The organism is Kitasatospora sp. NPDC096140, from assembly GCF_040303045.1.
In the GTDB taxonomy this organism is placed as follows: Bacteria; Actinomycetota; Actinomycetes; order Streptomycetales; family Streptomycetaceae; genus Kitasatospora.
Map to the genome: position 1 here is coordinate 267,086 of NZ_JBEOUW010000003.1, position 25,556 is coordinate 292,641.

Sequence of the window (25,556 nt, forward strand, 5' to 3'; positions counted from 1 at the left end):
TCGGGTAGGTGAGCACTGGAACAGATCCCCTCGCCCCGCTGGCCCAGCTCCCCGGGGTGCCCGACGCGGTGGCCGAGGTGCGCAAGGCCGTCGACCGGCTCTACGGCCACCGGGTGATGCGCCGCCGCGCGGCCGAGGTCACCTCCGAGTCCGCACTGCGCGGCGCCCGCGCGTCGGCGGCCCTGGCCGGGGCCGACTGGCCGCTGGAGGAGGTCCGCCGCCGCACCGACTTCGGCGCGGACGCGGAGTCCCGCACGGTCGGCGCGTCCCTGCGGATCGCCGCCGAGGCCGGCCAGCTGCTCAGCATCTGGCGGCACTCGCCGCTCCAGGTGCTGGCCCGGCTGCACCTGCTCGCGGTCGGCGACGGGGACCCGGCCGCCGGGCGTCCGCGCCGGGCGGGGGAGGGCGCGGAGGCGCTGTTCCCGCTGGAGCTGGAACCGGTGGAGAGCGTCCGGGTCGAGGCCGTGGACGGGCCGCTGCCCGAGCTGCCGCCCGCGCCGGGCGCGGAGGAGGTCGCGGCCCGGCTCGACCAGCTCTCCCGGCTGCTGGTGGCGCGCGCGGACGGGCAGGGCGTGGGCACGCCGGCCCTCGTCGTGGCCTCGGTGGTGCACGGCGAACTGCTCGCGCTGCGGCCGTTCGGCGCCCACAACGGGGTGATCGCGCGGGCCGCCCAGCGGATCGTGCTGATCGCCGAGGGGCTCGACCCGAAGGCGATCTGCCCGGCCGAGGTCGGCCTGGCGGAACTCGGCACCGGCACCTACCGGCGGGCCCTCGCGGGCTACCTCGCGGGCACGCCCGAGGGGATGGCGGCCTGGATCGCGCACTGCGGTGCGGCGCTGCGGCTCGGCGTGCGGGAGAGCACGGCGGTCTGCGAGGCGATGCAGCGCGGCATGGCCTGAGCGGCCGGAGCGGTGGAAGGGTCCGTGTGCGGGCCCGTACACACGGATGCGGCGGCACCTGGTGTTGCAGGGTGCCGCCGCTGGTGCAGGTACCGGGTGACCATGCATGCACCGGAAGTGCCGATCAGACGGGGATCCTGCCCGTTCGTCTGGTCCGGCGGCCCGACAGCGGGTCGGCTGCATGTGGGTGCTCGGATACCTGTACGTGCGGTCCGTGGGGCCTGAACTGCGTTGTCGGTTTGACCTCTTCGGTCCTGACCGGGTCTCGCGGGCCGTGCTTCATTTGTATCGCGTTTCGGGCGAAAGGGGAACCCGAAACAAGAAGTCTGTGCCGATTGCCCGTTTTGTCCGAAGGGAGCCCGGGCGGGTCCTCAGGCCAGTGGGCGGCGCCGACGGGCCAGGTACCAGATCACCCCGGCGGTCACGGCGGCCGTCCCGATCGCCACCGCGGTCAGCACCGAACCGCTCGGGGCGGAGAACTCGGGCAGCCGCCGCCGCAGTTCCACCGGCTTGTCGAAGACCAGCACCGGCCACTCCCGCGCCTGCGCCTCCTTGCGCAGGGCGCGGTCCGGGTTGACGGCCGACGGGTGGCCGACCGCCGCCAGCAGCGGCAGGTCGGTGGAGGAGTCGCTGTAGGCGTAGGAGGCGGCGAGGTCGTAGCCCTCGACCGCGGCCAACTCCCGGATGGCGGCGGCCTTGTTCTCGGCGTAGGCGTAGTACTCGATCTCGCCGGTGTAGCAGCCGTCCTCGACCTTCAGCCGGGTGGCGATCACGTGGTCCGCGCCGAGCAGGGCGCCGATCGGCTCGACCACCTCGGAGCCGGAGCTGCTGACGATCACCACGTCCCGGCCGGCCGCGTGGTGCTGCTCGATCAGCGAGGCGGCCTCGTCGTAGATGATCGGGTCGATCAGGTTGTGCAGGGTCTCGGCGACGATCTCGCGGACCTGCTGGACGTTCCAGCCCCGGGTGAGCGCGGAGAGGTACTCGCGCATCTTCTCCATCTGGTCGTGGTCCGCGCCGCCGACCAGGAAGACGAACTGCGCGTACGCACTGCGCAGTACGGCCCGACGGTTGATCAGGCCGCCCTGGTAGAAAGGGCGGCTGAAGGCCAGTGCGCTCGATTTGGCGATGATGGTCTTGTCGAGGTCGAAGAAGGCCGCCGTGCGCAGTCCGCCGGACCGGGCGGGGGCGGGTGCGCGGAGCTCTTCGGGCCCGCTGGTGCCGCCCTGGGACTCGTCGGCGTGGTCGTCGGCGTTCTCGGTGGTGTCCACGGGAACCGAGGATAGAGGGAGCCACAAAACACCCCGCCATTCGGCGTACTCGCGGGCGTGCGGGTTTGTGTTTCTGGCCGCTCGGGTACACCATGGAAGTCACGGATCGTTCGCGACCGTGCTAACCCGGTCCGGCTCCTCCCCCCCGAGTCGGGCTGTGGATAGACGACCCCCGCTCTCCCCCCCGGCGGGGGTCGTCGCACGTCCGGGGCCATTTTCGGGGCTTGAAGGCGCTTGGGGGCGCATTCCGTCCGCGCCGCGCCGACGGTCTACAGGGGGTGTCGACACCTCGGCCCGCCGACCGTCTTCGGTCACTCTGTGTTGCTGTTTGCTCATGGCTGCCGGGAAGCGAACGGCTGGTTCCGATCGGCGGGGCAGGACCGGTCCGCGGGGTGCCGTTACCCGAGTGAGGGCCGCCGGAAGATCCTCCGATCCCGTCGCGACGAGTCGCCGGTTCATCTCCGTGACCTCCTTTCGTCAATTCTTCGCCGATTAGCCCCCCGCCCGGGTGAACGTTTTCATCCACAGCCCACGAGTTATCCACAGGCAATCGCAACGTGGATGACGGAATCCGGATCTCCCCCCACCGTGATGGTCGGCGGCGGTCGCCGGGCAGGCCCCATCCCCCTTCTTCTCCCAGGGGTCTGCCGGGCGGCCGTCCGCCGGAACCGTCCGACGTGCGTCGCCGGCCGCCCCGGTGGCCGGCGACGCGGAGGGGAGACCACCATGTCGACGCCGATCGCCGACCACGTCACCGCCGAGGGCCCCGGCTCCGCCGGGCCGCTCGTCGTCACCGAGGACGACGGCCTGGCCGAGCACCTGCTGCGGCTCTGCGCGGCGGCGGGCACCGAACCGAGGCTGATCCGCGGCGCGCCGCCGACGCGGGAGCTCTGGGAAGAGGCCTCACTGGTCCTGGTCGGGGACGACCAGGCCGTCCACTGCGCCGAGTTGGGACGGCGCGGCGGGGTCCTGCTGCTCGGGTTGGACCTCGACGACCCCAGCGTGTGGGTCCGGGCCGTCCGGCTCGGCGCCGAGCACGTGCTCTTCCTGCCCGACGCGGAGGCCTGGCTCCTCGACCGGATCGCCGACGCCGCGGAGGGCGGCGGGCCCCCGGCGGTCACCGTCGCGGTGCTCGGCGGCCGCGGCGGGGCCGGCGCTTCGACGCTGGCCTGCGCGCTGGCGGTCACCTCAGCGCGGGCGGGCCGGCGGACCATGCTCATCGACGGTGACCCGCTGGGCGGCGGCCTCGACGTCCTCCTCGGCGGCGAGACGGCGGGCGGGCTGCGCTGGCCCGATCTGGCCGGCTCGCGCGGGCGGGTCAGCGGGGCCGAACTGGCCCGGGCACTGCCGGCGCTCAAACGGCTCTCCGCGTTGGCCTGCCTCTCCTGGGACCGCGGCGACACCCTGACGGTGCCGCCGGAGGCCATGCGCAGCGTGCTGGCCGCCTCCCGGCGGCGCGGCGGACTGGTGGTGGTCGACGTGCCCCGCCATCTCGACGCGGCCGCCGGGCAGGCGCTGGAACAGTCCGACCTGGCACTGCTGGTGGTGCCGGCCGAGCTGCGGGCGGTGGCCGCCGCCGACCGGGTCGCCGCGGCGGCCCGGATGCGGCTCGGGGACGTCCGGGCCGTGGTCCGGCCGGTCCGGGCCGGCGGGCTCCCGGCCCACCGGATCGCCCGCGGGCTACGGCTGCCGCTGGCGGGGGAGTTGGAGCCGGAGCCCGGTCTGGCATCGGACGTCGAGAAGGGCGTCCCGCCCGGGATCCGGGAGAGCGGCCCGCTCGCGCGCTTCTGCGCGACCTTCCTGGACGAGGTGCTGCCGCCGGTTCCGGCGGTCGGAGGAGGTGTGTACTGATGGTCCGTCTGCGCAGAACAAGCCTTCGGGGCGGCGAGCCCGGTCCGCTCGCCGGTGCGCGGGAGCACCGGCCGCTCCGGAGCGTCCCGCCGCCCGACGGGCCGCCGGAGGCCGAGCACGGGCCCTGCCCGTACGGCCGGACGGCCCGTGAGCAGCGGGCGGCGGCCCTGGTGGACGCGGTGCGGCTGCGACTGGCCGAGTCGGGGGCCGCCCCGACGGCGGGGTCGGTCGCAGCCGCGCTCCGGGCGACCCGCCCGCCGCTCGGCGGGGACGAGGTCCTGGACACCGTGCGCTCGCTGCGCGCCGAACTGGTGGGTGCGGGCCCGCTGGACCGGTTGCTGGCGGCGCCCGACGTCACGGACGTCCTGGTGAACGGTCCGGAGGAGGTGTGGGTCGACCGTGGCGGCGGCCTGCAACGGGCCACCGGAGTCCGCTTCGCCGACACCGAGGCGGTGCGGCGACTGGCCCACCGGCTGGCCACCGCGGCCGGGCGGCGGTTGGACGACGCCCGGCCCTGGGTGGACGCCCGGCTGCCGGACGGCACCCGACTGCACGCCGTACTGCCGCCGATCGCGGCCGGCTGCACGCACATCTCGTTGCGGGTGTGCCGGCCCCGGCCGTTCACGCTCGACGAGTTGGTGGCGGGCGGGGCGCTGCCGCCGCAGGGCGCCGACCTGCTGGCCGGCATCGTGCGGGCACGGTTGTCGCTGCTCGTCTCGGGTGGGACGGGCTCGGGCAAGACCACCTTGCTCGCCGCGCTGCTCGGGCTGGTCGGGCCGGACGAGCGGGTCGTGGTCGCCGAGGACTCCGCCGAGCTGCAACCGGCCCATCCGCACGTGGTCCGGCTGCAGAGCAGGCCGCCCAACCAGGAAGGGCTGGGCGAGTTCACGCTCAGGGACCTTGTCCGGCAGGCGCTGCGGATGCGCCCGGACCGGCTGGTGATCGGCGAGGTGCGCGGTGCCGAGGTGTCGGACCTGCTGGCCGCGCTGAACACCGGGCACGAAGGCGGCTGCGGCACGGTCCACGCCAACACGGCGGCGGACGTGCCGGTCCGGCTGGAGGCACTGGGCTCACTCGCCGGGCTCGACCGGCCTGCGCTGCACAGCCAATTGCGGGCCGCGCTGGACGTGGTGGTGCACCTGGTCCGGGATCCGGGCTCGGGGCGGCGCCGGGTGGCGGAGATCCACACCCTGGCCGGGGACCGCACCGGGTTGGCGGTGACCACCCCGGCGGTGGCCTTCCCGGCGGCGGGCGGGCTCGTTCCCGGGGCGGGCTGGGAGCGACTGGTCGGGCTGCTGGCGGCCCGTGGAGTGGCGCTCGGGCCGGGGTTCGGACCGGGGCCTCTCGGGACCGGGCCCGGAGGCCCGTCGTGACGGCGGGCGCGTGGGCGCGGGCGGTCGAACTCGCCTTCGTCCTGCTGCTCGGCGGCTGCGCCGCCGGTGCCCTGGCGTTGCTAGGGCCCGTCTTCAAGCCCCCGCCTGCGGGGCGACGCTCCCCCAGCCTGGCGGCCGGGAGGTGCCCCCAGGCCACGCACCTCGCCGCGTTGTCGTCGGTCGCCGATGGCCCCCAGCCTCCGGCCGGGAGGTGCCCCCATCCTCCGCCTTGCGATGCACGCACCCCAACGCCGCCCCGCCCGCCCTTCGGGCGGACGACGGGGGCTTGAAGACGGGCCCTGAGGGCCTGGAAGAGAAAGGAGTGACGGCGACATGGCCATGGAGGTAGGCATGGCGGCGAGGGATCAGCTCGCGCTCTGCTGGACGCTGGCGCTGTGCCTGGTGGCTTTCGCCGGGTGGCGAGCGCTGCAGGATCGGCTGCCGGGCGGGCGGCGTTCCAGGCTGGTGCTTGCGGGAAGTGGGCCTCCCGGGCGGGCGGCTGGCCGGGCTCGGGCGAGGTGGCTGCGAGCCCGACTCCGAGTCCGGCTCGGGCTCCGGCGATCGGAAGTTCTCGTGCCGGAACTCCTGGCCCTGCCCGTGGGGTTGGCGGCCGGGCAGGCCACCGCCTCTCCGGTGCCGGTGCTCGCGGCAGCCCTGGCCGTCCTGCCGCTGCGCCGCTGGCGGTTGCGGCGACGCCTGGCGGCCGAGGCCCGGCAGCGGGCCGCCGCTGTCGTGGAGCTCTGCGCCGGGCTGGCCGGGGAACTGCGCGGCGGAGCGACACCGGAGCGGGCCTTGCACGTGGTCACCGGTCGGCTCGTCGGCGACTCGGCCGGGCGGCGCAGGCTCGGCGAGGAGCCGGTGGCCCGGCTCGCGGCGGGCCGCTACGGCGGGGACGTGCCCGCAGCGTTCCACCTGCTGGCCGAACTGCCGGGCGGGAGCGGCGCGGCGGCACTCGCGGCCTGCTGGCGGGTCGCCGCGGACAGCGGGGCGGGGCTGGCCGCCGCGTTGGACCGCGTCGCGGAGGCGCTGCGCGGAGAGCAGGCGTTGGCGGAGGAGATCGCCGGGGAGCTGGCCGGGCCGCGGACGACGATCGCCGTCCTGGCCGCGCTGCCGGGAGCCGGGCTGTTCCTCGGTGCCGCGCTCGGGGCCGACCCGCTGGCCGTCCTGCTGCACACGCCCGTCGGCTTGGGCTGTCTGGTGGCGGGGGCGGTCCTGGAGGGGCTGGGCGTGCTCTGGACGGCGCGCATCGTCCGGTCGGCGGCCCGGGGCGCACTGGAGGCGCCTCCGGGGCGCGGTGGGGCCCGCCGGGCTCCCGGCGGTCCACCGTCCGCATCCCGCCCGGGCGGACGGAGTTGCGGGCTGTCGCGACTGAGGGAGCGGGCACTCGGCGCGGAAGCGGTGACCGGGTGATGCGGGGAGCCGAGTGGGCGGCGGCCGGAGTTCCGGCGGCGGCGGCCGCCGTGGTGCGGGCGCGGGCGCTGATGCGGCAAAGGGCGAGGCGGCGGCGGGCGATCGCCGGGGCCCGCGAGCGGGAGGAGGGGCGGGCGTCGGCCGGGCCCACGAGTCCCGGGGCGGGACGCCGACGGCGGACGGCCTCGGCTGTCGGAGCGGGGATCGCGGCGGCCCTGTTGATCGGTGGCGGCGCCGGGCTCGTCGCCGGGGCGCTGGCGGCGGCGGCCGTCCACCGCTGGTCGGCCGGGGCGCGGTCACCGGCGGAGCGCCGGGCGGCGCTGGAGGAGGAGCTGCTGACCAGGCAACTCCCGCTGAGCGCCGAACTCCTGGCGGCCTGCCTGGGCTCGGCGGCACTGCCCTCCGAGGCGGTGTCGGCGGTCGGCCGGAGTGTGGGCGCGCCGATGGGCCCGCAGCTGGCCGCGATCGGGGCCGAGCTGGCCCTCGGCGCTCCGCCGGAGCTGTGCTGGAACCGACTCGGCGACCAGCACCCGTCGCTGGCGTCGATGGCGCGCTGCCTGGTGCGGACGAGCCTCGGCGGGACCCCGGCCGCCGAGCCGCTGATCGGGCTGGCCCAGGGGCTGCGGACGGCGGCGGCCCGAGCCGCCCACGCCAGGGTCCGCCGGGCCGCGGTGCTCGCCACCGCTCCGCTCGGGCTCTGCTTCCTGCCGGCCTTCGTGCTGATCGGGGTGGTTCCGGTGGTCGTCGGCCTCGCCGGCCGCTTCCGGCAAGTGATGTGACGTGACATCGGAAGTGTGGACATCGAGAGATCAGGAGGGATCCATGACTGCAGTGATCGCGATCAGGCCCGTCAGTGGGCGCCCGCTCCGGAGGTTGCTCGGGGCGTGGCGGAGGAAGAGCCGCTGGGCGGGTTGCCGGATGCGCGGGGTGGCCCGGCGCCGGGGCCGCTCGGACGCGGGGATGACCACGGCCGAGTACGCCGTCGGGACCTTGGGCGCGTGCGCCCTCGCCGCGGTGCTGTACAAGGTGGTGACCAGTGAAGCCGTCTTCGGCGCGCTGACCGACACGCTCCAACGGGCGCTCCATGCGGCCTAGTTCCAGTCCACGGACCGTCGTGGGCCCACCGCCGCCCCCGCGCCTCGGCGGCCGGGAGACGCCTCCGTCCTCCGCCGTGCTCGGCGTGCGCTCCGACGCAGCCGCGCGGGCCCGCTGGGCGGACCACCGGGGGCCGAGGACGGGGCCCGGAACCCGCCTTCCGGGCGCGGGCGTCGGTCCGCGCTCCGGGGCGACGCGGGGAGGAGGTCGGTCGGGGCGGCGGGGTGACGGCGGCTTCGTCACGGCGGAGACGGCGGTGGCCCTGCCGGCTCTCGTCCTGCTCGCGGCGATGCTGATCTGGGGCGTGCTCGCGGCGGCTGCCCAGATCCGCTGCGTGGACGCCGCCCGGGTCGGGGCCAGGGCGGCCGCGCGCGGCGAGGTGGACGCCGCCGGACTCGCCCGTGCGGCGGCCCCGGCGGGCGCGCGCGTCCGGGTGACCCCGGCGGCCGACACCGTACGGGTGGACGTGGACGCACCGTGCGCGGCGCCGGGCAGGCTCGGCGGACTGCTCGCGGTACGGGTCGGGGCGGCGGCCGTGGCAGCGCGTGAGGACGTGCTGGCGCGAGCTGCGGAGGGAGGTGGCTCCCCATGGCCGCCCTGACCGTTCCGCCCGACCTGACCGCGCCGATGGGTCCGGCCGAGCCGATCGGCGGGCCCGGGCCCGCCTCCCTCGCGGGGCCGCCCGTCCGGTCCGGCCTGCGGAGGGCGGTGGAACGGGCCGCCCGGGCTCGTGCGGGACGAGCGGCGGCGGATGGGCGGGGGCCAGACGCCGGCTCGGCGACGGTCTGGCTGCTCGCCCTGGCGATGCTGGGCACGGCGGTGTTCGCCGCGACGCTCGCGGTCGGCGCCGTGGTCGCCGCACGGCACCGGGCCGAGTCGGCCGCCGACCTTGCGGCCCTCGCGGCGGCGGACCGGCTGCTGCTGGACCCGGACGGCGGCTGCGCCCGGGCCGCGGGGATCGCCGCCGCCCAGGGCGCCGTTCTGGTGTCCTGCGCGGTGGACCGGTCGGCGGACGCCGTCGACGTGGTGGCCGAGGTGGAGGTCGGCCGGCTCCCGGTGCGCCTGCCGGTCGGCCCGGCGCGGGCGAGGGCCCGTGCCGGGCCGGTACGGGCTGCGGTCACCGCCGCCGAGGACGGCCTCGACGGCGCCCCGGGCGGTGCGGAGGCGGCCTCATGACACGCTCGGCGCCCCACCGTCCGGTCCCGACCCGACCTCCCGCGACTCGGACGCCCCGGCCCCGGCTGCAGTGCCGGCCCCGACCTCCCGCGACTCGGACGCCCCGGCCCCGGCTGCAGTGCCGGCCCCGGCCTCCGCCTCCGCGGCCCCCGGTGCTCCGGCCAGCAGGACGTCCAGGAGCCGGACGGCCGCCGCCTTGTCCAGCGGGTCGTTCCCGTTGCCGCACTTGGGCGACTGCACGCAGGACGGGCAGCCGCGCTCGCACTCGCAGGAGGCGATCGCCGCGCGGGTGGCCGTCAGCCACTCGACCGCCCGCCGGAAGCCGCGTTCGGCGAAGCCGGCCCCGCCCGGGTGACCGTCGTAGACGAACACGGTCGGCAGCCCGGTGTCCGGGTGCAGCGGGACGGAGACGCCGCCGATGTCCCACCGGTCGCAGGTGGCGAACAGCGGCAGCAGGCCGATCGAGGCGTGCTCGGCGGCGTGGGCGGCGCCGGGCAGCTGGTCGAGCGGGATGTCCGCGTCGAGCAGCTGGTCCTCGGTGACGGTCCACCAGACCGCGCGGGTGCGCAGCGTGCGGGGCGGCAGGTCGAGCTTGGTCTCGCCCATGATCTCCCCGGTGGAGATCCGCTTCCGGAGGTAGCCGACCACCTGGTTGACCACCTCCACCGAGCCGAAGCTGAGCCGGCCCTCGCCCCAGTCGACGGTGGTGTCGGTGTCGAGGACGGAGATGGAGGTGATGTCGCGGGCGGCCGTGGTGTACGGCGGATCGGCCGGTTCGACCAGGGCGACGGAGTTCTCCAGGTCGAAGTCCCGGACCAGGTAGGTGCGGCCCTGGTGGAGGTGGACGGCCCCGGTGTGGACGGTGGTGTGCGCGGCCGCGGCGTCCACCGTGCCGAGCAGTCGGCCGGTGTCGGCCTCGACGATCTGGACCGGGCTGCCGCCGCTGCCGCGCAGGTCCACGGCGTCGGCCGCGCGCTCACGGCGGGTCCAGTACCAGCCGTCGCCGCGTCGGCGCAGCAGACCGCGCCGTTCCAGGACGGGCAGCAGCGGGGCGGTGGAGGGTCCGAACAGCTCCAGGTCGGCTTCGGCGAGCGGCAGTTCGGCGGCGGCCGCGCACAGGTGCGGGGCGAGCACGTGCGGGTTGTCGGGGTCGAGCACGGTGGCCTCGACGGGCGCCGCGAACAGCGCCTCCGGGTGGTGCACCAGGTAGGTGTCCAGGGGGTCGTCGCGGGCGATCAGGACGGCCAGTGCGCCCTGGGCCTCGCGGCCCGCCCGTCCCGCCTGCTGCCAGAGCGAGGCCCGGGTGCCCGGGTAACCGACCATCAGGACGGCGTCGAGGCCCGAGACGTCGACGCCGAGTTCGAGGGCCGAGGTGGAGGCGAGGCCGAGCAGTCGGCCGCTGTGCAGGGCGCGTTCCAGGGCCCGGCGTTCGTCGGCCAGGTAGCCGCCGCGGTAGGCGGCGACCCGCTCGGCGAGCGGTCGGCCGAGCTGGTCCTGGGTCTGGAGGGCGACGAGTTCGGCTGCGCGGCGGGAGCGGACGAAGACGACGGTGCGGGTCCCCCGCTCGACCAGGTCGGTGAGCAGGTGCGCGGCCTCGGCGGTGGCGGTGCGGCGGACGGGCGCGCCGTGCTCGCCGACGTTCTCGGTCAGCGGTGGCTCCCAGAGGCCGAAGACCATCGGCCCGCGCGGCGAGGCGTCCTCGGTGACGGCCACGGCGGGCAGGCCGGTGAGGCGCTCGGCGGTCGCGGCCGGATCGGCGGTGGTGGCGGAGGCCAGCAGGAAGGCCGGTGACGAACCGTAACGCGCGCACACGCGGCGCAGTCGGCGCAGCACCTGGGCGACGTGCGAGCCGAACACGCCCCGGTAGCTGTGGCACTCGTCGACGACCACGTAGCGCAGCGCTTTGAGGAAGGAGGACCAGCGGGCGTGGCCGGGCAGGATGCCCCGGTGCAGCATGTCCGGGTTGGTGAGCACGTAGGAGGCGTACTGGCGGACCCACTCGCGCTCCTCGGGCGGGGTGTCGCCGTCGTACAGCGCGGCGCGGACCCTCGGCGGGGCGAGGTCGGCGGCCCGGCGGCGCTGGTCGGCGGCGAGGGCCTTGGTCGGTGCCAGGTAGAGGGCGGTGGCGCCGCGGCCGTTGCGGGCCTCGGTGCCGTCCAGCAGGTCGCTGAGCACCGGGGCCAGGTAGCCCAGCGACTTGCCCGAGGCGGTGCCTGTGGCGATCACCACAGTCTGACCGCTTTTCGCCAGGTTCATCGCTTCTGCCTGGTGTGCCCAGGGCTGTTCGACCCCGACCGCGAGTGCCGCGTCCACGATCTCCGGACGGATCGACTCGGGCCAGGGTGAATAACGCGCAGGTCGGGCGGGAAGGTGCTCCGTATGGGTGAGCCGGTCGGACCGCCCCCGATCAGTGGTCAGGGTCGTCAGCAGTGCCTCGGGCGGGCTGTGTCGGGGCGGCATGAGGACCCAGTGTGTCACCGGCGTGACGGAGAATCGTCGTAAGCCATCGTGCGGGCATGGTCGCAGGTGGTTGAATGTGGCCGTGACGGCCGTACGGCCGTGGGTCGCAGCGCTGAGGCTTGCCACGCGTTGGCTGGGCGCGTCCGGGCTCGCGACCATGCGGTGGCGGCCGTCCGGCCGAGGATCGCACATGACGTAGCAAGGCAAGGTGCTGGAGGTTCCGTGGACCTGTCCCTGTCGACCCGTTCAGTCGGCGATCGCACGGTCGTCGAGGTTGGCGGCGAGATCGATGTGTACACCGCCCCGAAGCTGCGCGAGCAGCTGGTCGAGCTCGTCAACGACGGCAAGTACCACCTCGTCGTCGACATGGAAGGCGTTGACTTCCTGGACTCGACCGGTCTGGGTGTGCTGGTGGGCGGTCTGAAGCGGGTGCGCGCTCACGAGGGCTCGCTGCGCCTCGTCTGCAACCAGGAGCGCATCCTGAAGATCTTCCGCATCACCGGCCTGACCAAGGTCTTCCCGATCCACACCTCGGTGGACGACGCGGTCAACGCGACCGACTGACGCGGCCGGGCCGGCCCTCGTGGCCGGCCCGCCCCGTTTCCTCGCGTCCGGGGTGCCTGGGCCCCCGCGGCCCGGCGCGTCCCGGTCGCCTCTGGGCCGGCCCTGCCGGCCCGTAGGGGCCGTACTTCCGGCCCCGGTCGGAGCACCCCGAGGGGGAGAGATGGCAACCGTCGAACTTCGATTCAGCGCGCTTCCCGAGCACGTGCGGACGGCCCGCCTGGTCGCCGCGGCCGTCGCCAGACGGGCCGGGGTCGACGAGTCGGTGCTCGACGAGGTACGGCTCGCGGTCGGCGAGGCGTGCTCCCGCGCGGTCGGCCTGCACCAGCGGGGCGGCATCGGCGGCACGGTCAGGGTCGCGCTGACCGACCAGGAGAAGCGTTTCCTCATCGAGGTCGAGGACGAGGCCGGCCCCGTCGCCGTCCCGGACTCGGGCGCCGCCGACGGCGGTGAGCCGGAGGACGACACGCTGGGCATCGCCGTGATCACCGGCCTGGTCGAGGACCTGGAGGTCACCAACGGCACGGACGGTGGCCTGATCCGGATGAGCTGGCCGGTCTCGGTCGCCTCCGTCTCGGTCTGAGGCACCTCCGACGCGCGCGGGGTCCGCTCCCCGGGCATGCGTTGACAAACTGTTGAGCCTCGCGGTTCGCTGCTTCCGGCACGACCGGGTCCGATCGCTGATCGGACCTCGTCGCGGAAGAGGAATTCCATGCGGATCCGCATCCTGTGGCCGGCCGGGCAGGCGACTGCCACGCTGGCGGCCACCCCCACCGCCGAGGCGCTCTGGGCCGAGCTGCCGATCAGCTCGTCGGCGAGCACCTGGGGCGAGGAGGTCTACTTCGGCACGCCCGTCAGCGTGCCGCGCGAGAACGACGCCCGGCAGGTCGTGGAGCCGGGCACGGTCGCCTTCTGGACGGACGGCGACAGCCTCGCGCTGCCGTACGGGCCGACGCCGATCGCACGCGACGGTGAGTGCCGGCTGGCCGGTCCCTAGCAACGTCCTGGGCGCGTTGGACGGGGACGCCGCCGTGCTGCGCACCGTCCGGCCGGGTGATCCGATCCGGGTCGAGCGGGCCTGAGCCGTGGCTGCGGCCGCAGACGTGGGCGGGCCGGACGGGAGGTCGGCGGCGGGAACCGGGAACCGGGCGGTGGGGAGCGGCCGTGTAGGTTCGACGACCGATGACGACCGAAACCGAAAGGCTTCTCCCGGTGAACAAGCGACTGCTGGCCGTACCCGCCCTCGGCGTGCTGCTGGCGTTCGGCGCCGTCGGCTGCGGCGGTGGCGACGACAACAGCAAGCAGCTGGAGTCCTGGGCGTCGAACGTCTGCGGCGCGGCCAAGGACCCGATCGCCCAGTCCCGGACCGCGCTCGCGGACACCGGTCAGGTGAAGACCGGCGAGGTCCCGGCGGACCTGCAGAAGCGGCTCTCCACGGACATCGGGCGGCTGGCCAAGACCAACCAGGACATAGCGGCTGCCATCGACTCGGCCGGTGCCCCCAAGGTGCAGGACGGTGCGGCCCTGCAGAAGGACACCGTCGACGAGCTGAAGAAGGCGGCCGACGGCTACCAGGAGGTCCAGAAGAAGCTGGACGCGCTGCCCAACGACGACCAGGCCAAGTTCGCTGACGGGCTGCGCAGCGTCGCCGACCAGGTGCAGCAGCTGGCCACGCTCTCCACCCAGGCGCAGAGCAAACTGCAGCGCGGCGACCTCGGCGCGGCGATGGCCAAGCAGGAGGGCTGCAAGCCGTCCCCGGCCGGCGCCCCCACGGCCGGCGCGACCGGCGGTGCGAGCGGTGCCCCGACCGGCGGTGCGAGTGGCACCCCGGCTCCCGCGGGCGCGAGCGCGACCCCGACCCCCGGTGCGAGCGGCACCCCGGGCACCGCCGCCACGCCCGCGCCCGGTGCGACCGACACCGCGAGCCCCGCCGCCGGCGCCACCACCCCGGCAGCCCCGGCCGGCACCCCGGCCGGCACCCCGGCTCCCACCGCGAGCTGACCGGGCAGATGATCCCGCTCTCCTGCCAGGGGAGGGAAAGCAGCCGGTGCCGCTCGCAGGAGCGGCACCGGCTGCTGCGCATCGCAGACGCAGACGCAGACGCAGGCACACGCGCAAACGCGGGCTCGGGCGCAGGCTCGGCCAAGGCCGAGGAGCGCCGAACAGCGAGCCGCCCGGCGGAACCACCGCGCCCGGGCTCCGGGGCGTGCGACCGGGCGCGTGGAAGCCCGGTGGGGCGCGCGTCCAGCCTCGGGCTCCCGACGGGATGCTCGCGGTCGGCCGGCCCGGAGGCGGACCTCGCAGCGCGGGGCGCCCGGGCCCGCGGGCGGGCGGCGGCGGGGGATCGGCGGGGGACAATGGCGGGGTGATCAGTAGCCCCGTTCTCGACCCGACCCGCCTCGCCAAGCTGCGCGAGGCGCTGCTCGCCGCCTCGTTCACCGCCGACGGGTGCCTGGACCTGCTCGGGCCCACCGGCTATTCGGCGCTGGCCCGCAGCGAGGCGGTTCCGGCGCTGCGTGCGACACGCGGTGGCAGTCCGCTGGAGACGCTGGTGCGGCTGTTCTTGCTGCAGCAGCCGGTGCCGTACCGGGCGGCCGCCGCCGCGCTGCCGGTGGAGGACTGCCTGGCGGACGGCTGGCTGCGCCCCGACGGGGACCTGGTGCGCGCCACCGTCGACGTCCGGCCGTACGCCAACGAGGTCGCCGGGATGCCGAGTTCGGACGCCTGGGTGGTCTCCGACCTGGGCTGCGCGGTGGGTGGCGCGGGCGGAATCGGCTCCGGCGAGACCGCGCACGGGGTGGCCCGGCAGGACCTGGTGCTGGGTGTCGGCGGTGCCTCCACCACGCTGGCCAACATCACCGTGCGCCGTCCGGTCCGGGCCGCGCTGGACCTCGGCGCGGGCTCCGGCGTGCAGGCGTTGCACGCGGCCCGGCACGCCGGCACGGTCACCGCCACCGACCTCAACCCGCGCGCGTTGCGCTTCACCGAACTGACCCTGGCGCTGTCCGGTTTCGACCACACCGAGGTGCTCTCCGGAAGCCTCTTCGAGCCGGTCGGGGAGCGGAAGTTCGACCTGATCGTCTCCAACCCGCCGTTCGTCATCTCGCCCGCCGGCCGGTTCACCTACCGCGACGGCGGCATGGCCGGCGACGACCTGTGCCGCAGCCTGGTCCGCTCCGCCGCCGACCACCTGGAGCCCGGCGGCTACTGCCAGCTGCTCGCCAACTGGCAGCACATCAAGGGCGAGGACTGGCACGAGCGGCTGGCCGGCTGGGTCGCGGGCACCGGCCTGGACGCCTGGGTCGTCCAGCGCGAGGTCCAGGACGTGGCCCAGTACGCCGAGTTGTGGCTGCGCGACGGTGGCGACCACCGCGGCCCCGGCGGCGACTACCAGGCCCGCTACGGCGAGTGGCTGGACGCCTTCGAGGCGGGCGGGGTCGAGGGCATCGGGATGGGGTGGATCACCCTGCGGGCGAGCGGTGCCGAGCGTCCGACCGTGCGGGTCGAGGAGTGGCCGCACCCGGTGGAGCAGCCGCTCGGCCCGCACATCGAGGCCTGGTTCGACCGGCAGGACTTCCTCCGTACGCACGACGACGCGGGCCTGCTCGCGGCCCGCTACGTGCTGGCCGACGAGGTGGTCCAGGAGCAGGTCGGCGAGCCGGGCGCGGAGGACCCGGAGCACGTGATCCTGCGTCACAACCGCGGCATGCGGCGGGCCACCAAGGTGGACACGGTGGGCGCCGGCTTCGTCGGCGTCTGCGACGGGACGCTGTCCGCGGGCGAGATCGTGGACGCCATCGCTCAGCTGCTCGGCGAGGACCGGGTGGTCCTGCGGGACCGGGTGCCGGAGTCGCTGCGGCTGCTGACCGAGCAGGGGTTCATCGAACCCGTTCGCTGACGGTCCCGCCCGCATCGCGCCCCCGGTTCACCCGCCCGTACCTCCTGGTTCGTCCAGTGGCCCCCGAACGGCTGCCCCGCGTTGGCCCTCCGCTGTGAGGCTCTGTCCACAGGCTGTGGACAGAGCTGGGGAGCCGGGGGCCAGGAGTGGACACGACGACGGCGACGGTGGCCGGGCTGGTGCTCGCCCTCTTCGGTGGCGTACTGCTGCTCTGGTGCGCCGCCGAAGTGCGCCTCCGCCACCGGGTGCGCCGTCGGGGGGTGGCGGTGGTGGCCACGGTGGTGGCCGACGACGACGCGCACGGCCAGCTGGACAGCTCACCGCTGCTCTCCTTCTCGGTGCCGCCCTCGGTCGGCGGCTCCGGCGCGTGCCGGGTGGCGGGGCTCGTGCTCACCCGTCCGCGCGGGCACACCCCGCTGCGCCGTCCGGCCCGTTTCGCGCCCGGTGCCCCGGTACGGATCTGCTACGACCCGCAGCGCCCGAGCCGGGTGGTGCTGGCGGCCGGGGAGATCGACCGGGCCGCCGTCGCCGACCTGCTGTGGAGCGCCCTGGGGGTGGCCTGTCTCGCGGCGGGCGCCGGCCTCCTGGCCGCGGTCGGCGGCTGAGCGGTCCGCCCACCGGCGCGCGGTCGTCCCCGGCCGCCCGCGAGCAGTTGGTTCCAGCCACCCGTGCGGACGTTCCCGCCGACCCGCGCGCCGCCGACCCGCGCGCCGCCGTTCCCGCTCACCCGCCCGCCGACGTCCCGACCGCGCCCTCGGCGAGCTCCCCCGCCCGGCCGTCGATTTTCCGTTGACAGATCTTGAAATCCGTCATTCCATCCTCCGGAACCTGCCGAAGCCCGGCCTCCACGGGGCGCGAACCTCCGTCATCGGGTTACCGTTCGAGTGGCGTCGGTGAGCCCGGCAAGTGAAAAAGCGGGATCCGTCCGTTTGACAAGGGTGGCCGGGGTACGGTCACACTCCGCTGGTGGGGTGTCGTGAAGCGGCGACCCCGGGACGGTGGAGGGGTCGGGCGGAGCGCAGCCCGTGCTGCCGCGCCGACCAGCCACATAAGGACCGGGAGAGAAGAGCGAAGGTGTCCCCGAGCAGCGAGACCGCGCACGGACAGCGACTCGTCATTGTCGAGTCGCCGGCCAAGGCGAAGACGATCAAGGGCTACCTTGGCCCCGGCTACATCGTCGAGGCGAGCGTCGGGCACATCCGCGACCTGCCGAGCACCGCGGCCGAGGTGCCGGACAAGTACACCGGCGAGGTGCGCCGCCTCGGGGTGGACGTCGACCACGACTTCGCGCCCATCTACGTGGTCAACGCGGACAAGAAGTCCCAGGTCAGCAAGTTGAAGTCGCTGCTCGCGGAGTCCGACGAGCTTTTCCTCGCCACCGATGAGGACCGCGAGGGCGAGGCCATCGCGTGGCACCTGCAGCAGGTGCTGAAGCCCAAGGTGCCGGTGCACCGGATGGTGTTCCACGAGATCACCAAGTCGGCGATCCAGGAGGCCGTGGCCAACCCGCGCGAGCTGAACCAGCGCCTGGTCGACGCCCAGGAGACCCGCCGCATCCTCGACCGCCTCTACGGCTTCGAGGTCTCGCCGGTGCTGTGGAAGAAGGTCATGCCGAAGCTCTCGGCGGGCCGCGTCCAGTCCGTCGCCACCCGGCTGGTGGTCGAGCGCGAGCGCGAGCGGATGGCCTTCCGCACCGCCTCGTACTGGGACCTGGTCGGCACCTTCGGCACCGGTCGCACCCCGGCCGACGCCGCCAACCCGGAGACCTTCGGCGCCCGGCTCGCCTCGGTCGACGGCAAGCGGATCGCCAGCGGCCGCGACTTCGGCTCGAACGGCCAGCTGAAGGCCGGCAGCGCCAACACCATGCACCTGGACGAGCAGGCCGCCCGGCAGCTGGCCGCCGCCCTGGAGCAGACCGCGTTCAGCGTCCGCAGCGTCGAGTCCAAGCCGTACCGCCGCTCGCCGTACGCGCCGTTCCGCACCACCACGCTCCAGCAGGAGGCCAGCCGCAAGCTGGGCTTCGGCGCCAAGCGGACCATGCAGGTGGCCCAGAAGCTGTACGAGAACGGCTTCATCACCTATATGCGCACCGACTCCACCACGCTGTCGGACACCGCGATCTCCGCCGCCCGCGCCCAGGTCACCCAGCTGTACGGCGCCGACTACCTGCCGGACGCCCCGCGCACCTACGCCAGCAAGGTCAAGAACGCGCAGGAGGCGCACGAGGCCGTCCGCCCCTCCGGCGACCGCTTCCGCACCCCCGCCGAGACCGGCCTGACCGGTGACGACTTCAGGCTGTACGAGCTGATCTGGATGCGCACCGTCGCCTCCCAGATGAAGGACGCGGTCGGCCAGTCCGTCACCGTCCGCGTCGGCGGCAACTCCGCCGACGGCCGGGACGTCGAGTTCTCCGCCTCCGGCAAGATCATCACGTTCCACGGCTTCCTCAAGGCCTACGTCGAGGGCGCCGACGACCCGAACGCCGAGCTCGACGACCGCGAGCGCCGGCTGCCGCAGGTCACCCAGGGCGACCCGCTGGGCGCCGAGCGGATCACCCCGGAGGGCCACGCCACCAAGCCGCCGGCCCGCTACACCGAGGCCTCGCTGGTCAAGGAGCTGGAGGACCGGGAGATCGGCCGTCCCTCCACCTACGCGTCGATCATCGACACGATTATCCAGCGCCGGTACGTGTTCAAGAAGGGGACGGCGCTCGTCCCGTCCTTCCTGTCCTTCGCCGTGGTCAACCTGCTGGAGAAGCACTTCGGCCGGCTGGTCGACTACGACTTCACCGCGAAGATGGAGGACGACCTCGACCGGATCGCCGCCGGTGAGGCGCAGTCCGTGCCGTGGCTGAAGCGCTTCTACTTCGGCGAGGGTGAGGGCCACGCCGCGGGCGGCGCCGCCGAGGCCGGCAACGGCGACGGCGACCACCTGGGCGGCCTGAAGGAGCTGGTCACCGACCTCGGTGCGATCGACGCCCGGGAGATCAGCTCGTTCCGGATCAGCGACGACCTCACCCTGCGGGTCGGCCGCTACGGCCCGTACGTCGAGCGCGCCTCCGTCGTCGAGGGTGAGCCCGGCCAGCGCGCCGACATCCCGGACGACCTGCCGCCGGACGAGCTCACCATCGAGCTGGCCGAGGAGCTGCTGGCCAAGCCCAGCGGCGACTTCGAGCTCGGCCCGGACCCGGTCAGCGGCAACATGCTGGTCGCCAAGGACGGCCGCTACGGCCCGTACGTGACCGAGATCCTGCCCGAGGGCACGCCCAAGACCGGCAAGAACGCCGTCAAGCCGCGCACCGCCTCGCTCTTCAAGACGATGTCGCTGGACACCGTCACCCTGGAGGACGCGCTGCGGCTGCTCTCGCTGCCGCGCGTGGTCGGCACCGACGCCGAGGGCGCGGAGATCACCGCGCAGAACGGCCGCTACGGCCCGTACCTCAAGCGCGGCACCGACTCCCGCTCGCTCACCAGCGAGGACCAGCTCTTCACGATCACCCTCGACGAGGCGCTGGCGATCTACGCCCAGCCCAAGCAGCGCGGCCGGGCCGCCGCCGCCCCGCCGCTCAAGGAGCTGGGCAACGACCCGGTCAGCGAGCGCCCGGTGGTGGTCAAGGACGGTCGCTTCGGCCCGTACGTGACCGACGGCGAGACCAACGCCACGCTGCGCAAGGACGACGACGTCGAGACCATCACGCCGGAGCGCGGCTACGAGCTGCTCGCCGAGAAGCGGGCGCGCGGGCCGGTGAAGAAGGCGGCGAAGAAGGCCCCGGCGAAGAAGACGGCGGCCAAGAAGGCGACGGCGACCAAGACCGCGGCGACCAAGACCGCGGCCGCGAAGAAGACCGCCGCCAAGAAGACCACCACCACCAAGACGGCGGCGGCGAAGAAGACGGCGGCCAAGAAGACGGCCGCGAGCAAGACCACGGCGACCGACGAGGGCTGATCGCCGGTCACCGCCGACGGGCCCGCGCCCCCGATCCCGGGGGTTGCGGGCCCGTTCGCTGTCGGCAGCCGGGTGAGCGGTCGGGCGAGTCGCGGGCAGGTCGCGGGGCGAGCGGGTAGGGCGAGCGGAGGGCGGGTCGCGGGGCGAGCGGGCGGGGCGAGCGGAGGGCGGGTCGCGGGGCGAGCGGGCGGGGCGAGCGGAGGGCGGGTCGCGGGGCGAGTCGCGGGCGAGCGGTGGGCCGGGTCGGCCTCAGCCGACCGGCGAGACGATCGGGATCTGTGCGGGGAACGTCACAACCCGGTGATGAGCGGGATCCGGAAGCCCGTTCACCACATTCCGGCCAAGCCCCGCCCGCTACGCTGACCGTATGACGAGCGAGGAGCAGCCCACCCCCAGCGCCGCCCCGGCCGCCAGAGCCTGGGCGTCCGACCTGCCCGAGGTCGCACCCGCCGGTACCCCGGTGGACCGGGCCCGGGCACTGCTGCGGACACGCGCCTACCGGCGTCTGTGGACCACCCAGCTGATCGGCGGCACCGCCGACCGGCTCGGCCTGCTGGTGCTGCTCGCGCTCACCGTGATCGCCGCCGCCCTCGGCGGCCAGTTCGGCGACCTGCCGCGCAGCCTCTCCTTCGCCCTCGCCGCGGTCCTCGCCGTCCGCGTGGTGGCCACCGGCCTGGTCGGCGTGGCGCTGCTCGGCCCGGTGCACCAGCTGGTCGCGGGCAAGCTCGACCGGCGCTGGACGCTGTTCGGCGCCGACGCGCTGCGCGCCCTGCTGATCGGCCTCGCGCCCTGGTGGACCGTCTGGCTGAGCTCCGGCTCCAAGCCCTCCGGCGCCGCCACCTACGTCCTGCTCGCCACCGTGTTCGTCACCGGCGCGGTCGAGCGGGTCCGGGAGATCGCCAGGGCCGCCGCCGTCCCCGGCCTGCTCCCGGCGGCCGACCCCTACGCCCCGGCCGCCGAGCGGCGGCCCGCCGCCGCCAACCTGGAGACCGTCCGGGTCATCGACCGCTTCACCGGCTGGGTCACCGTGCCGCTGGCCGCCGTCGGCCTGGTCGGTTTCACCCTGCTCAACAACATCGGCGCGGCGGCCGGTTCGGACTGGCTCCGCGCTCACCAGCTCACCTTCGCGGCGCTCGGTTCGGCCGGCCTGTTCGCCGCCTCGGCCGCCCGCGGCTACCTCCAGCAGCTGCCCGGCGGTCCGGTGGCCGTCGCCCCGGTCTCCCCGCTGCAGGGCCTGCGCGCCCCGACCGATGCGGTCCCCGGCCCCGCGCTGAGCAAGGGCCGCACCGGTAGCGCCCCCTACTTCACCTTCGCCGTCGCCGCCGCCTTCGCCTCGATGGCGGGCGTCGCCGCGCTCGCGCTGCTGACCGCCGCCGAGCACCGGGCCGGTCCGATCGGCTACGGCCTGGTGGTGCTCGCCGCCACCGGGGCGCCCGCCCTCGGCGCCCGGCTCACCAGGGCCACGCTGCCCACCTTCTCCCGCCGCCGGCTGCTCGCGCTGGCGCTGCTCACCCAGGGCGTCGCGCTGATCCTGGCCGGGCTGGTGCTGGACTTCGTGCTCGTCCTGCTGCTCACCGTGCTGGCCGCCCTGGCCGCCGGGATCGTCCTCTCGGCCGGGCGCACCCTGCTCGCCCAGGAGGTCGAGGAGGCCCGGCTGCCGAAGGTCACCGAGCACCTGTACGCGGTGCTGCGGATCGTGGTCGCCGCCGCGCTGGTCGTCGTCCCGCTGATCGCCGCCGCCTACGGGGACGTCGATTACGGCACCGCCGAGCCCGGCTCGTTCACCTTCATCCACGGCGGCGCGGCCCTCGCCGTGGCCACCGCGGGGCTGCTCACGCTGGTGCTCGCCGCCGTCGTGCTGCTGCGCACCGACGACCGCCGGGGCACCGTGCCGTTCGGCCGGGACCTGGTGGACGCGCTGCGCAGCGCGGCCGGCCCGGTGCCGCACCGGGGCGCGGGCACCGGCTTCTTCATCGCCCTGGAGGGCGGCGACGGCGCCGGCAAGTCCACCCAGGCCCAGGCGCTCGCCGAGTGGATCCGCGGCAAGGGGCACGAGGTCGTGCTCACCCGCGAGCCCGGCGGCAGCCCGGTCGGCCAGCGGCTGCGCGGCCTCGTCCTGGACGTCGGCAACACCGGCCTGTCGCACCGCGCCGAGGCACTGATCTACGCCGCCGACCGCGCCGAGCACGTCGAGAACGTCATCCGCCCGGCCCTCGCGCGCGGCGCCGTGGTGATCACCGACCGGTACATGGACTCCTCCATCGCCTACCAGGGCGCCGGTCGCGACCTGGCCGCGACCGAGGTCGCCCGGATCTCCCGCTGGGCCACCGGCGGGCTGCTGCCCGACCTCACCGTCGTCCTGGACGTCGACCCGACCAGGGCCCGGGAGCGCTTCACCGAGGCGCTGGACCGGCTGGAGTCCGAGCCCACCGAGTTCCACCAGCGGGTCCGGGCCGGCTTCCTCGCCCTCGCGGCCGCCGACCCGGCGCGCTACCTGGTCGTGGACGGCAGCCAGGCACCCGGCTTCGTCACCACCGCCATCCGGCACCGGCTCGACCGCGAGCTGCCGCTCTCCGAGCAGGAGAAGGCCGCCCGCGCCGAGCAGGAGCGCCTCGCCCGTGAGGAGGCCGAGCGCCGCGCCGCGGAGGAGGCCCGCAAGAAGGCCGAGGAGGAGGCCGCCGAGCGCAAGCGGCAGGAAGTGCTGGCTCAGCTGCGCGCCGAGCAGGCGGAGAAGGAACGGCTGGCCAAGGAGGAGGCCGAGCGGGCCGCCGCCGAGGCCCGGCGCAAGGCCGAGGAGGAGGCGCGCCGTCGGGCGGCGGCGGAAGCCGAGCGCCGCGCGGCGGAGGAGGCCAAGCTCCGCGCCGCCGAGGAGGCCCGGCTGGCGGCCGAGGCCGCCGAGCGCAAGCGGATCGCCGACGAGGCGGCCGCCCAGGCCGAGCTGCAGCGCCAGCGCGAGCTCGCCCGTGAGGAGCAGCGTCGTCGGGCGGAGGAGGCGCTGCAGCGGGCCGAGGAGGCCCGGCTGGCGCAGGCCGCCGCCCTGGCGGCAGCGGCCGAGGCGGCCGAGACGGCGGCGGACCGGGCGGCCGGGCGGCCGGGGTCGACCGGCGGGGACGCCGTGACCACGGAGCTGCGGGTGGTCCGGGAGACGCCGCAGGACGCTCCGGTTCGGGGCGCTTCGGACCAGGGCGCTTCGGAGCAGGGTGCTCCGGTTCGGGACGTGCCGGTTCGGGACGTGCCGCAGGAGTCGGCGCAGGGCCCGACGGACGGGCTCGGGGACGAGGCGACGCGCGAGCTGTCGCTGCGGGACCGGCAGACCGCGGTCCTGGCCGCCGATGCCGCCGAGGCGCGCAAGGCGGCCGGAGCCGCCGGGGCGGTTGACGAGACCGCCAAGCTGCCGGTGGTGCCGGCGGTGGATCAGACGGCCGTGCTGCCGAAGGTCCCGGCGGAGGCCGCCGACCGGACGGCCGTGCTGCCCCGGGTCGGGTCGGACCGCCCGGTGGACGGTACGCGTGAGCTGCCGCGAGTCGGCGGGGAGCCGACCGCGCAGCGGCCCCAGGGCCAGCCGCAGCCCCAGGGCCGGCAGCCTCAGGCCCAGCCTCAGCCTCAGGCCCAGCCGGAGCCCCCGTCGGCCGCCGAGCGGTCGCGGCCGGAGTGGGCCGAGGAGACGCCGATGGACGACCTGCCGAGCCTCACCGACACCCTGCTCGGCTCGCACGACGAGTGGACGCGTTGGGAGCACGGCAGCCCGGCGCAGGGCGCTCCGCAGCAGGGTGCGGACCCGCGCGACGGGTTCGGCCAGGAGGGCCAGGACAGGCAGGACACGCAGGAGAAGCAGGAGAAGCAGGACAAGGGCGACGGCAAGGGCAAGGGCCGTCGTTGGGGCCGCCGGGGCTGACCGGACACGACGCGGGCGGCGCCGCCGGGGCAGGTCCCCGGCGGCGCCGCCTTGCTGTCGGGCGGGCGCCGGCGTCGGTGTCGGCCGGTGGTGGTCCCGCCATCCGCCCGTGCCGTCCGCCGGTGCCGTCCCCCGGTGCCCTCCACCGGTGTCTCCGCGTGCTGCCGTCCGCTTCCGGGCCCGTCCGTCGTGACCCGGACGGAGCAATGGCTGTCAGGGCGGAGACGTATGCTCGACGGCGGGGAAGAGGCGCCGCAGGCGCTGCCGTACGGAGCTTGGGAGCAGCAGTGGCCGTCTGGGACGACCTCGTGGGCCAGGAGCGGGTGGTCGAGCAGCTGACCGCCGCGGCCCGGGCGGCCGGGGCGACGGTTGAGGCCGGTCGCGGGGCAGCACCGGTCGAGGGCGGGAACGCCTCGCTGATGACGCACGCCTGGCTGTTCACCGGTCCGCCCGGCGCCGGTCAGGTCACCGCCGCGCGGGCCTTCGCCGCCGCACTCCAGTGCACCAGCCCCGACCTCGCGCTCGGCGGCACGCCCGGCTGCGGATTCTGCGACGGCTGCCACACCGTGCTCGCCGGCAGCCACGCCGACGTGAAGTACGTCCGGACGGACGGCCTGTCCATCGGCGTCGGCGACATGCGTGACCTGGTGATGCGCGCCTCCAGCTACCCGACCGGCGGCCGCTGGTCGGTGATCCTGGTGGACGCCGCCCACCGGCTCACCGAGGCCGCCGCGAACGCGCTGCTCAAGGGCGTGGAGGAACCCTCCCCGCGCACCGTCTGGCTGCTCTGCGCCCCCTCCGTCCAGGACGTCCTGCCGACCATCCGCTCGCGCTGCCGCCTGCTGGTGCTGCGCACCCCCGCCGCCGAGGCGGTCGCCGACACGCTGGTGCGTCGCGACGGCGTCGACCCGGAGACCGCCCGGCTCGCCGCGCTCGCCGGGCAGGGCGACATCGAGCGCTCCCGCCGCCTCGCCGTCGACGAGCAGGCCCGCTCCCGGCGTGCGGAGGTGCTGCGGATCCCGCTGGAGGTCGGCGACATCGGCGGCTGCCTGGCCGCCGCCCAGCGCCTGGTCGACACCGCCAAGGCCGACGCCGAGGCGCTCGCCGAGACCCAGGACGCCAAGGAGACCGACGACCTCAAGGCGGCCTACGGCGCCGCCGAGGGCAGCAAGGCCCCGCGCGGCATGGCCGGGGCGGTCAAGGAGCTGGAGAAGCGGCAGAAGAGCCGCGCCACCCGTACCCGCCGGGAGACCCTCGGCGTGGCCCTGCTCGACCTGCTGGGCTTCTACCGGGACGTGCTCGCGATCCAGCTCGGCTCCAGCGGCGCGCTCGCCAACGAGGACCAGCGGCAGGCGCTGAACCGGGTGGCCCAGGCCGGTCCGGCGGAGGGCACGCTGCGCCGGATCGAGGCGGTGCTGGCCTGCCGCGAGGCGTTGGACCGCAACGTGGACCCGCTGCTCGCGGTCGAGGCGATGACGGTGGCGCTGCGCGCGGGCTGAGCCGACCGCGGTGCGTCCGCCGGTCGTCCGCCGGCCCGCTCTGCCCCGACGCGCTCTGCTCCGACGCGCTCTGCGGGCCCCGCTCCGCCTGACCGGCTCGGTCGGACCGCTCCACCGGCCGACGGCCGTACGCCTGCCGGAGCCGGTGCGCTGTCCCACCTTCGAGTGAACGAGCGATACGCGCCGGGCACACCCGCGTGTGACCGTCCGCCGGTTGTGCACG

At 75.3% G+C, this 25,556-nt stretch carries 18 protein-coding genes and 1 pseudogene; 17 read left to right on the plus strand and 2 right to left on the minus strand.

Going from position 1 to position 25,556, the window contains the following annotated elements; translation table 11 throughout:
- The first annotated feature begins 8 nt into the window (after positions 1-8).
- On the plus strand, positions 9-899 hold the full coding sequence (locus tag ABT048_RS04495; RefSeq protein WP_350519813.1) for a Fic family protein: 891 nt from the start codon (positions 9-11) through the stop codon (positions 897-899).
- Positions 900-1,270: 371 nt separating this feature from the next.
- On the opposite strand, the gene ABT048_RS04500 is transcribed toward ABT048_RS04495, so the two are convergent.
- Complete coding sequence (locus tag ABT048_RS04500; protein WP_350519854.1) at positions 1,271-2,068, minus strand: HAD family hydrolase; 798 nt, start codon at positions 2,066-2,068, stop codon at positions 1,271-1,273.
- Between the two features lie 828 nt (positions 2,069-2,896).
- On the opposite strand from ABT048_RS04500, the gene ssd reads away from it, so the two are divergent.
- The 7 genes from ssd (at position 2,897) to ABT048_RS04535 (ending at position 9,075) form a co-directional block, all read left to right on the plus strand.
- Complete coding sequence (ssd, locus tag ABT048_RS04505) at positions 2,897-4,021, plus strand: septum site-determining protein Ssd (RefSeq protein WP_350519814.1); 1,125 nt, start codon at positions 2,897-2,899, stop codon at positions 4,019-4,021.
- Positions 4,021-5,394, plus strand: coding sequence for a TadA family conjugal transfer-associated ATPase (locus tag ABT048_RS04510; RefSeq protein ID WP_350519815.1), 1,374 nt, complete (start codon positions 4,021-4,023; stop codon positions 5,392-5,394). Before ssd ends, ABT048_RS04510 begins: the two co-directional genes overlap by 1 nt.
- A gap of 573 nt (positions 5,395-5,967) precedes the next feature.
- A complete protein-coding gene (locus ABT048_RS04515) occupies positions 5,968-6,804 on the plus strand; it encodes a type II secretion system F family protein (RefSeq protein ID WP_350519816.1) in 837 nt (278 codons plus the stop codon).
- Between the two features lie 218 nt (positions 6,805-7,022).
- Positions 7,023-7,583 (plus strand): type II secretion system F family protein, encoded by a 561-nt coding sequence (locus ABT048_RS04520; protein WP_350519817.1) that lies wholly within the window; start codon positions 7,023-7,025, stop codon positions 7,581-7,583.
- A gap of 43 nt (positions 7,584-7,626) precedes the next feature.
- A complete protein-coding gene (locus ABT048_RS04525) occupies positions 7,627-7,899 on the plus strand; it encodes a DUF4244 domain-containing protein (protein ID WP_350519818.1) in 273 nt (90 codons plus the stop codon).
- A gap of 256 nt (positions 7,900-8,155) precedes the next feature.
- Positions 8,156-8,500: a TadE family type IV pilus minor pilin gene (locus tag ABT048_RS04530; protein WP_350519819.1), complete on the plus strand. Its 345-nt coding sequence runs from the start codon at positions 8,156-8,158 to the stop codon at positions 8,498-8,500.
- Positions 8,488-9,075 carry an Rv3654c family TadE-like protein gene (locus ABT048_RS04535; protein ID WP_350519820.1) on the plus strand — a complete coding sequence of 196 codons (588 nt, stop codon included), beginning with the start codon at positions 8,488-8,490 and terminating at the stop codon, positions 9,073-9,075. The genes ABT048_RS04530 and ABT048_RS04535 overlap by 13 nt, the downstream gene beginning before the upstream one ends.
- Here the strand turns inward: ABT048_RS04535 and ABT048_RS04540 are convergent.
- Positions 9,070-11,535: a DEAD/DEAH box helicase gene (locus ABT048_RS04540; RefSeq protein WP_350519821.1), complete on the minus strand. Its 2,466-nt coding sequence runs from the start codon at positions 11,533-11,535 to the stop codon at positions 9,070-9,072. The genes ABT048_RS04535 and ABT048_RS04540 overlap by 6 nt on opposite strands.
- A gap of 222 nt (positions 11,536-11,757) precedes the next feature.
- Between ABT048_RS04540 and bldG the strand changes: the two genes are divergently transcribed.
- The 9 genes and pseudogenes from bldG (at position 11,758) to ABT048_RS04585 (ending at position 25,333) form a co-directional block, all read left to right on the plus strand.
- Positions 11,758-12,099 (plus strand): anti-sigma factor antagonist BldG, encoded by a 342-nt coding sequence (gene bldG, locus ABT048_RS04545; protein WP_049659132.1) that lies wholly within the window; start codon positions 11,758-11,760, stop codon positions 12,097-12,099.
- A gap of 160 nt (positions 12,100-12,259) precedes the next feature.
- Positions 12,260-12,679: an ATP-binding protein gene (locus ABT048_RS04550; protein ID WP_350519822.1), complete on the plus strand. Its 420-nt coding sequence runs from the start codon at positions 12,260-12,262 to the stop codon at positions 12,677-12,679.
- 129 nt (positions 12,680-12,808) lie between these two features.
- A pseudogene (locus tag ABT048_RS04555) lies at positions 12,809-13,178 on the plus strand (cyclophilin-like fold protein).
- Positions 13,179-13,308: 130 nt separating this feature from the next.
- The gene (locus ABT048_RS04560) at positions 13,309-14,097 is read left to right on the plus strand and encodes a hypothetical protein (protein WP_350519823.1); all 789 of its coding nucleotides are present in this window, start codon (positions 13,309-13,311) and stop codon (positions 14,095-14,097) included.
- A 364-nt stretch (positions 14,098-14,461) separates the two neighbouring features.
- Entirely contained in the window at positions 14,462-15,994 is a 1,533-nt protein-coding gene (locus ABT048_RS04565; protein ID WP_350519824.1) for a DUF7059 domain-containing protein, read from the plus strand.
- A gap of 146 nt (positions 15,995-16,140) precedes the next feature.
- Positions 16,141-16,599: a DUF3592 domain-containing protein gene (locus ABT048_RS04570; RefSeq protein ID WP_350519825.1), complete on the plus strand. Its 459-nt coding sequence runs from the start codon at positions 16,141-16,143 to the stop codon at positions 16,597-16,599.
- Positions 16,600-17,068: 469 nt separating this feature from the next.
- A complete protein-coding gene (gene topA, locus ABT048_RS04575) occupies positions 17,069-19,939 on the plus strand; it encodes a type I DNA topoisomerase (protein ID WP_350519826.1) in 2,871 nt (956 codons plus the stop codon).
- 367 nt (positions 19,940-20,306) lie between these two features.
- Positions 20,307-23,834 (plus strand): dTMP kinase, encoded by a 3,528-nt coding sequence (tmk, locus tag ABT048_RS04580; protein WP_350519827.1) that lies wholly within the window; start codon positions 20,307-20,309, stop codon positions 23,832-23,834.
- Between the two features lie 287 nt (positions 23,835-24,121).
- A complete protein-coding gene (locus ABT048_RS04585) occupies positions 24,122-25,333 on the plus strand; it encodes a DNA polymerase III subunit delta' (RefSeq protein WP_350519855.1) in 1,212 nt (403 codons plus the stop codon).
- The last annotated feature ends 223 nt before the right edge of the window (positions 25,334-25,556 follow it).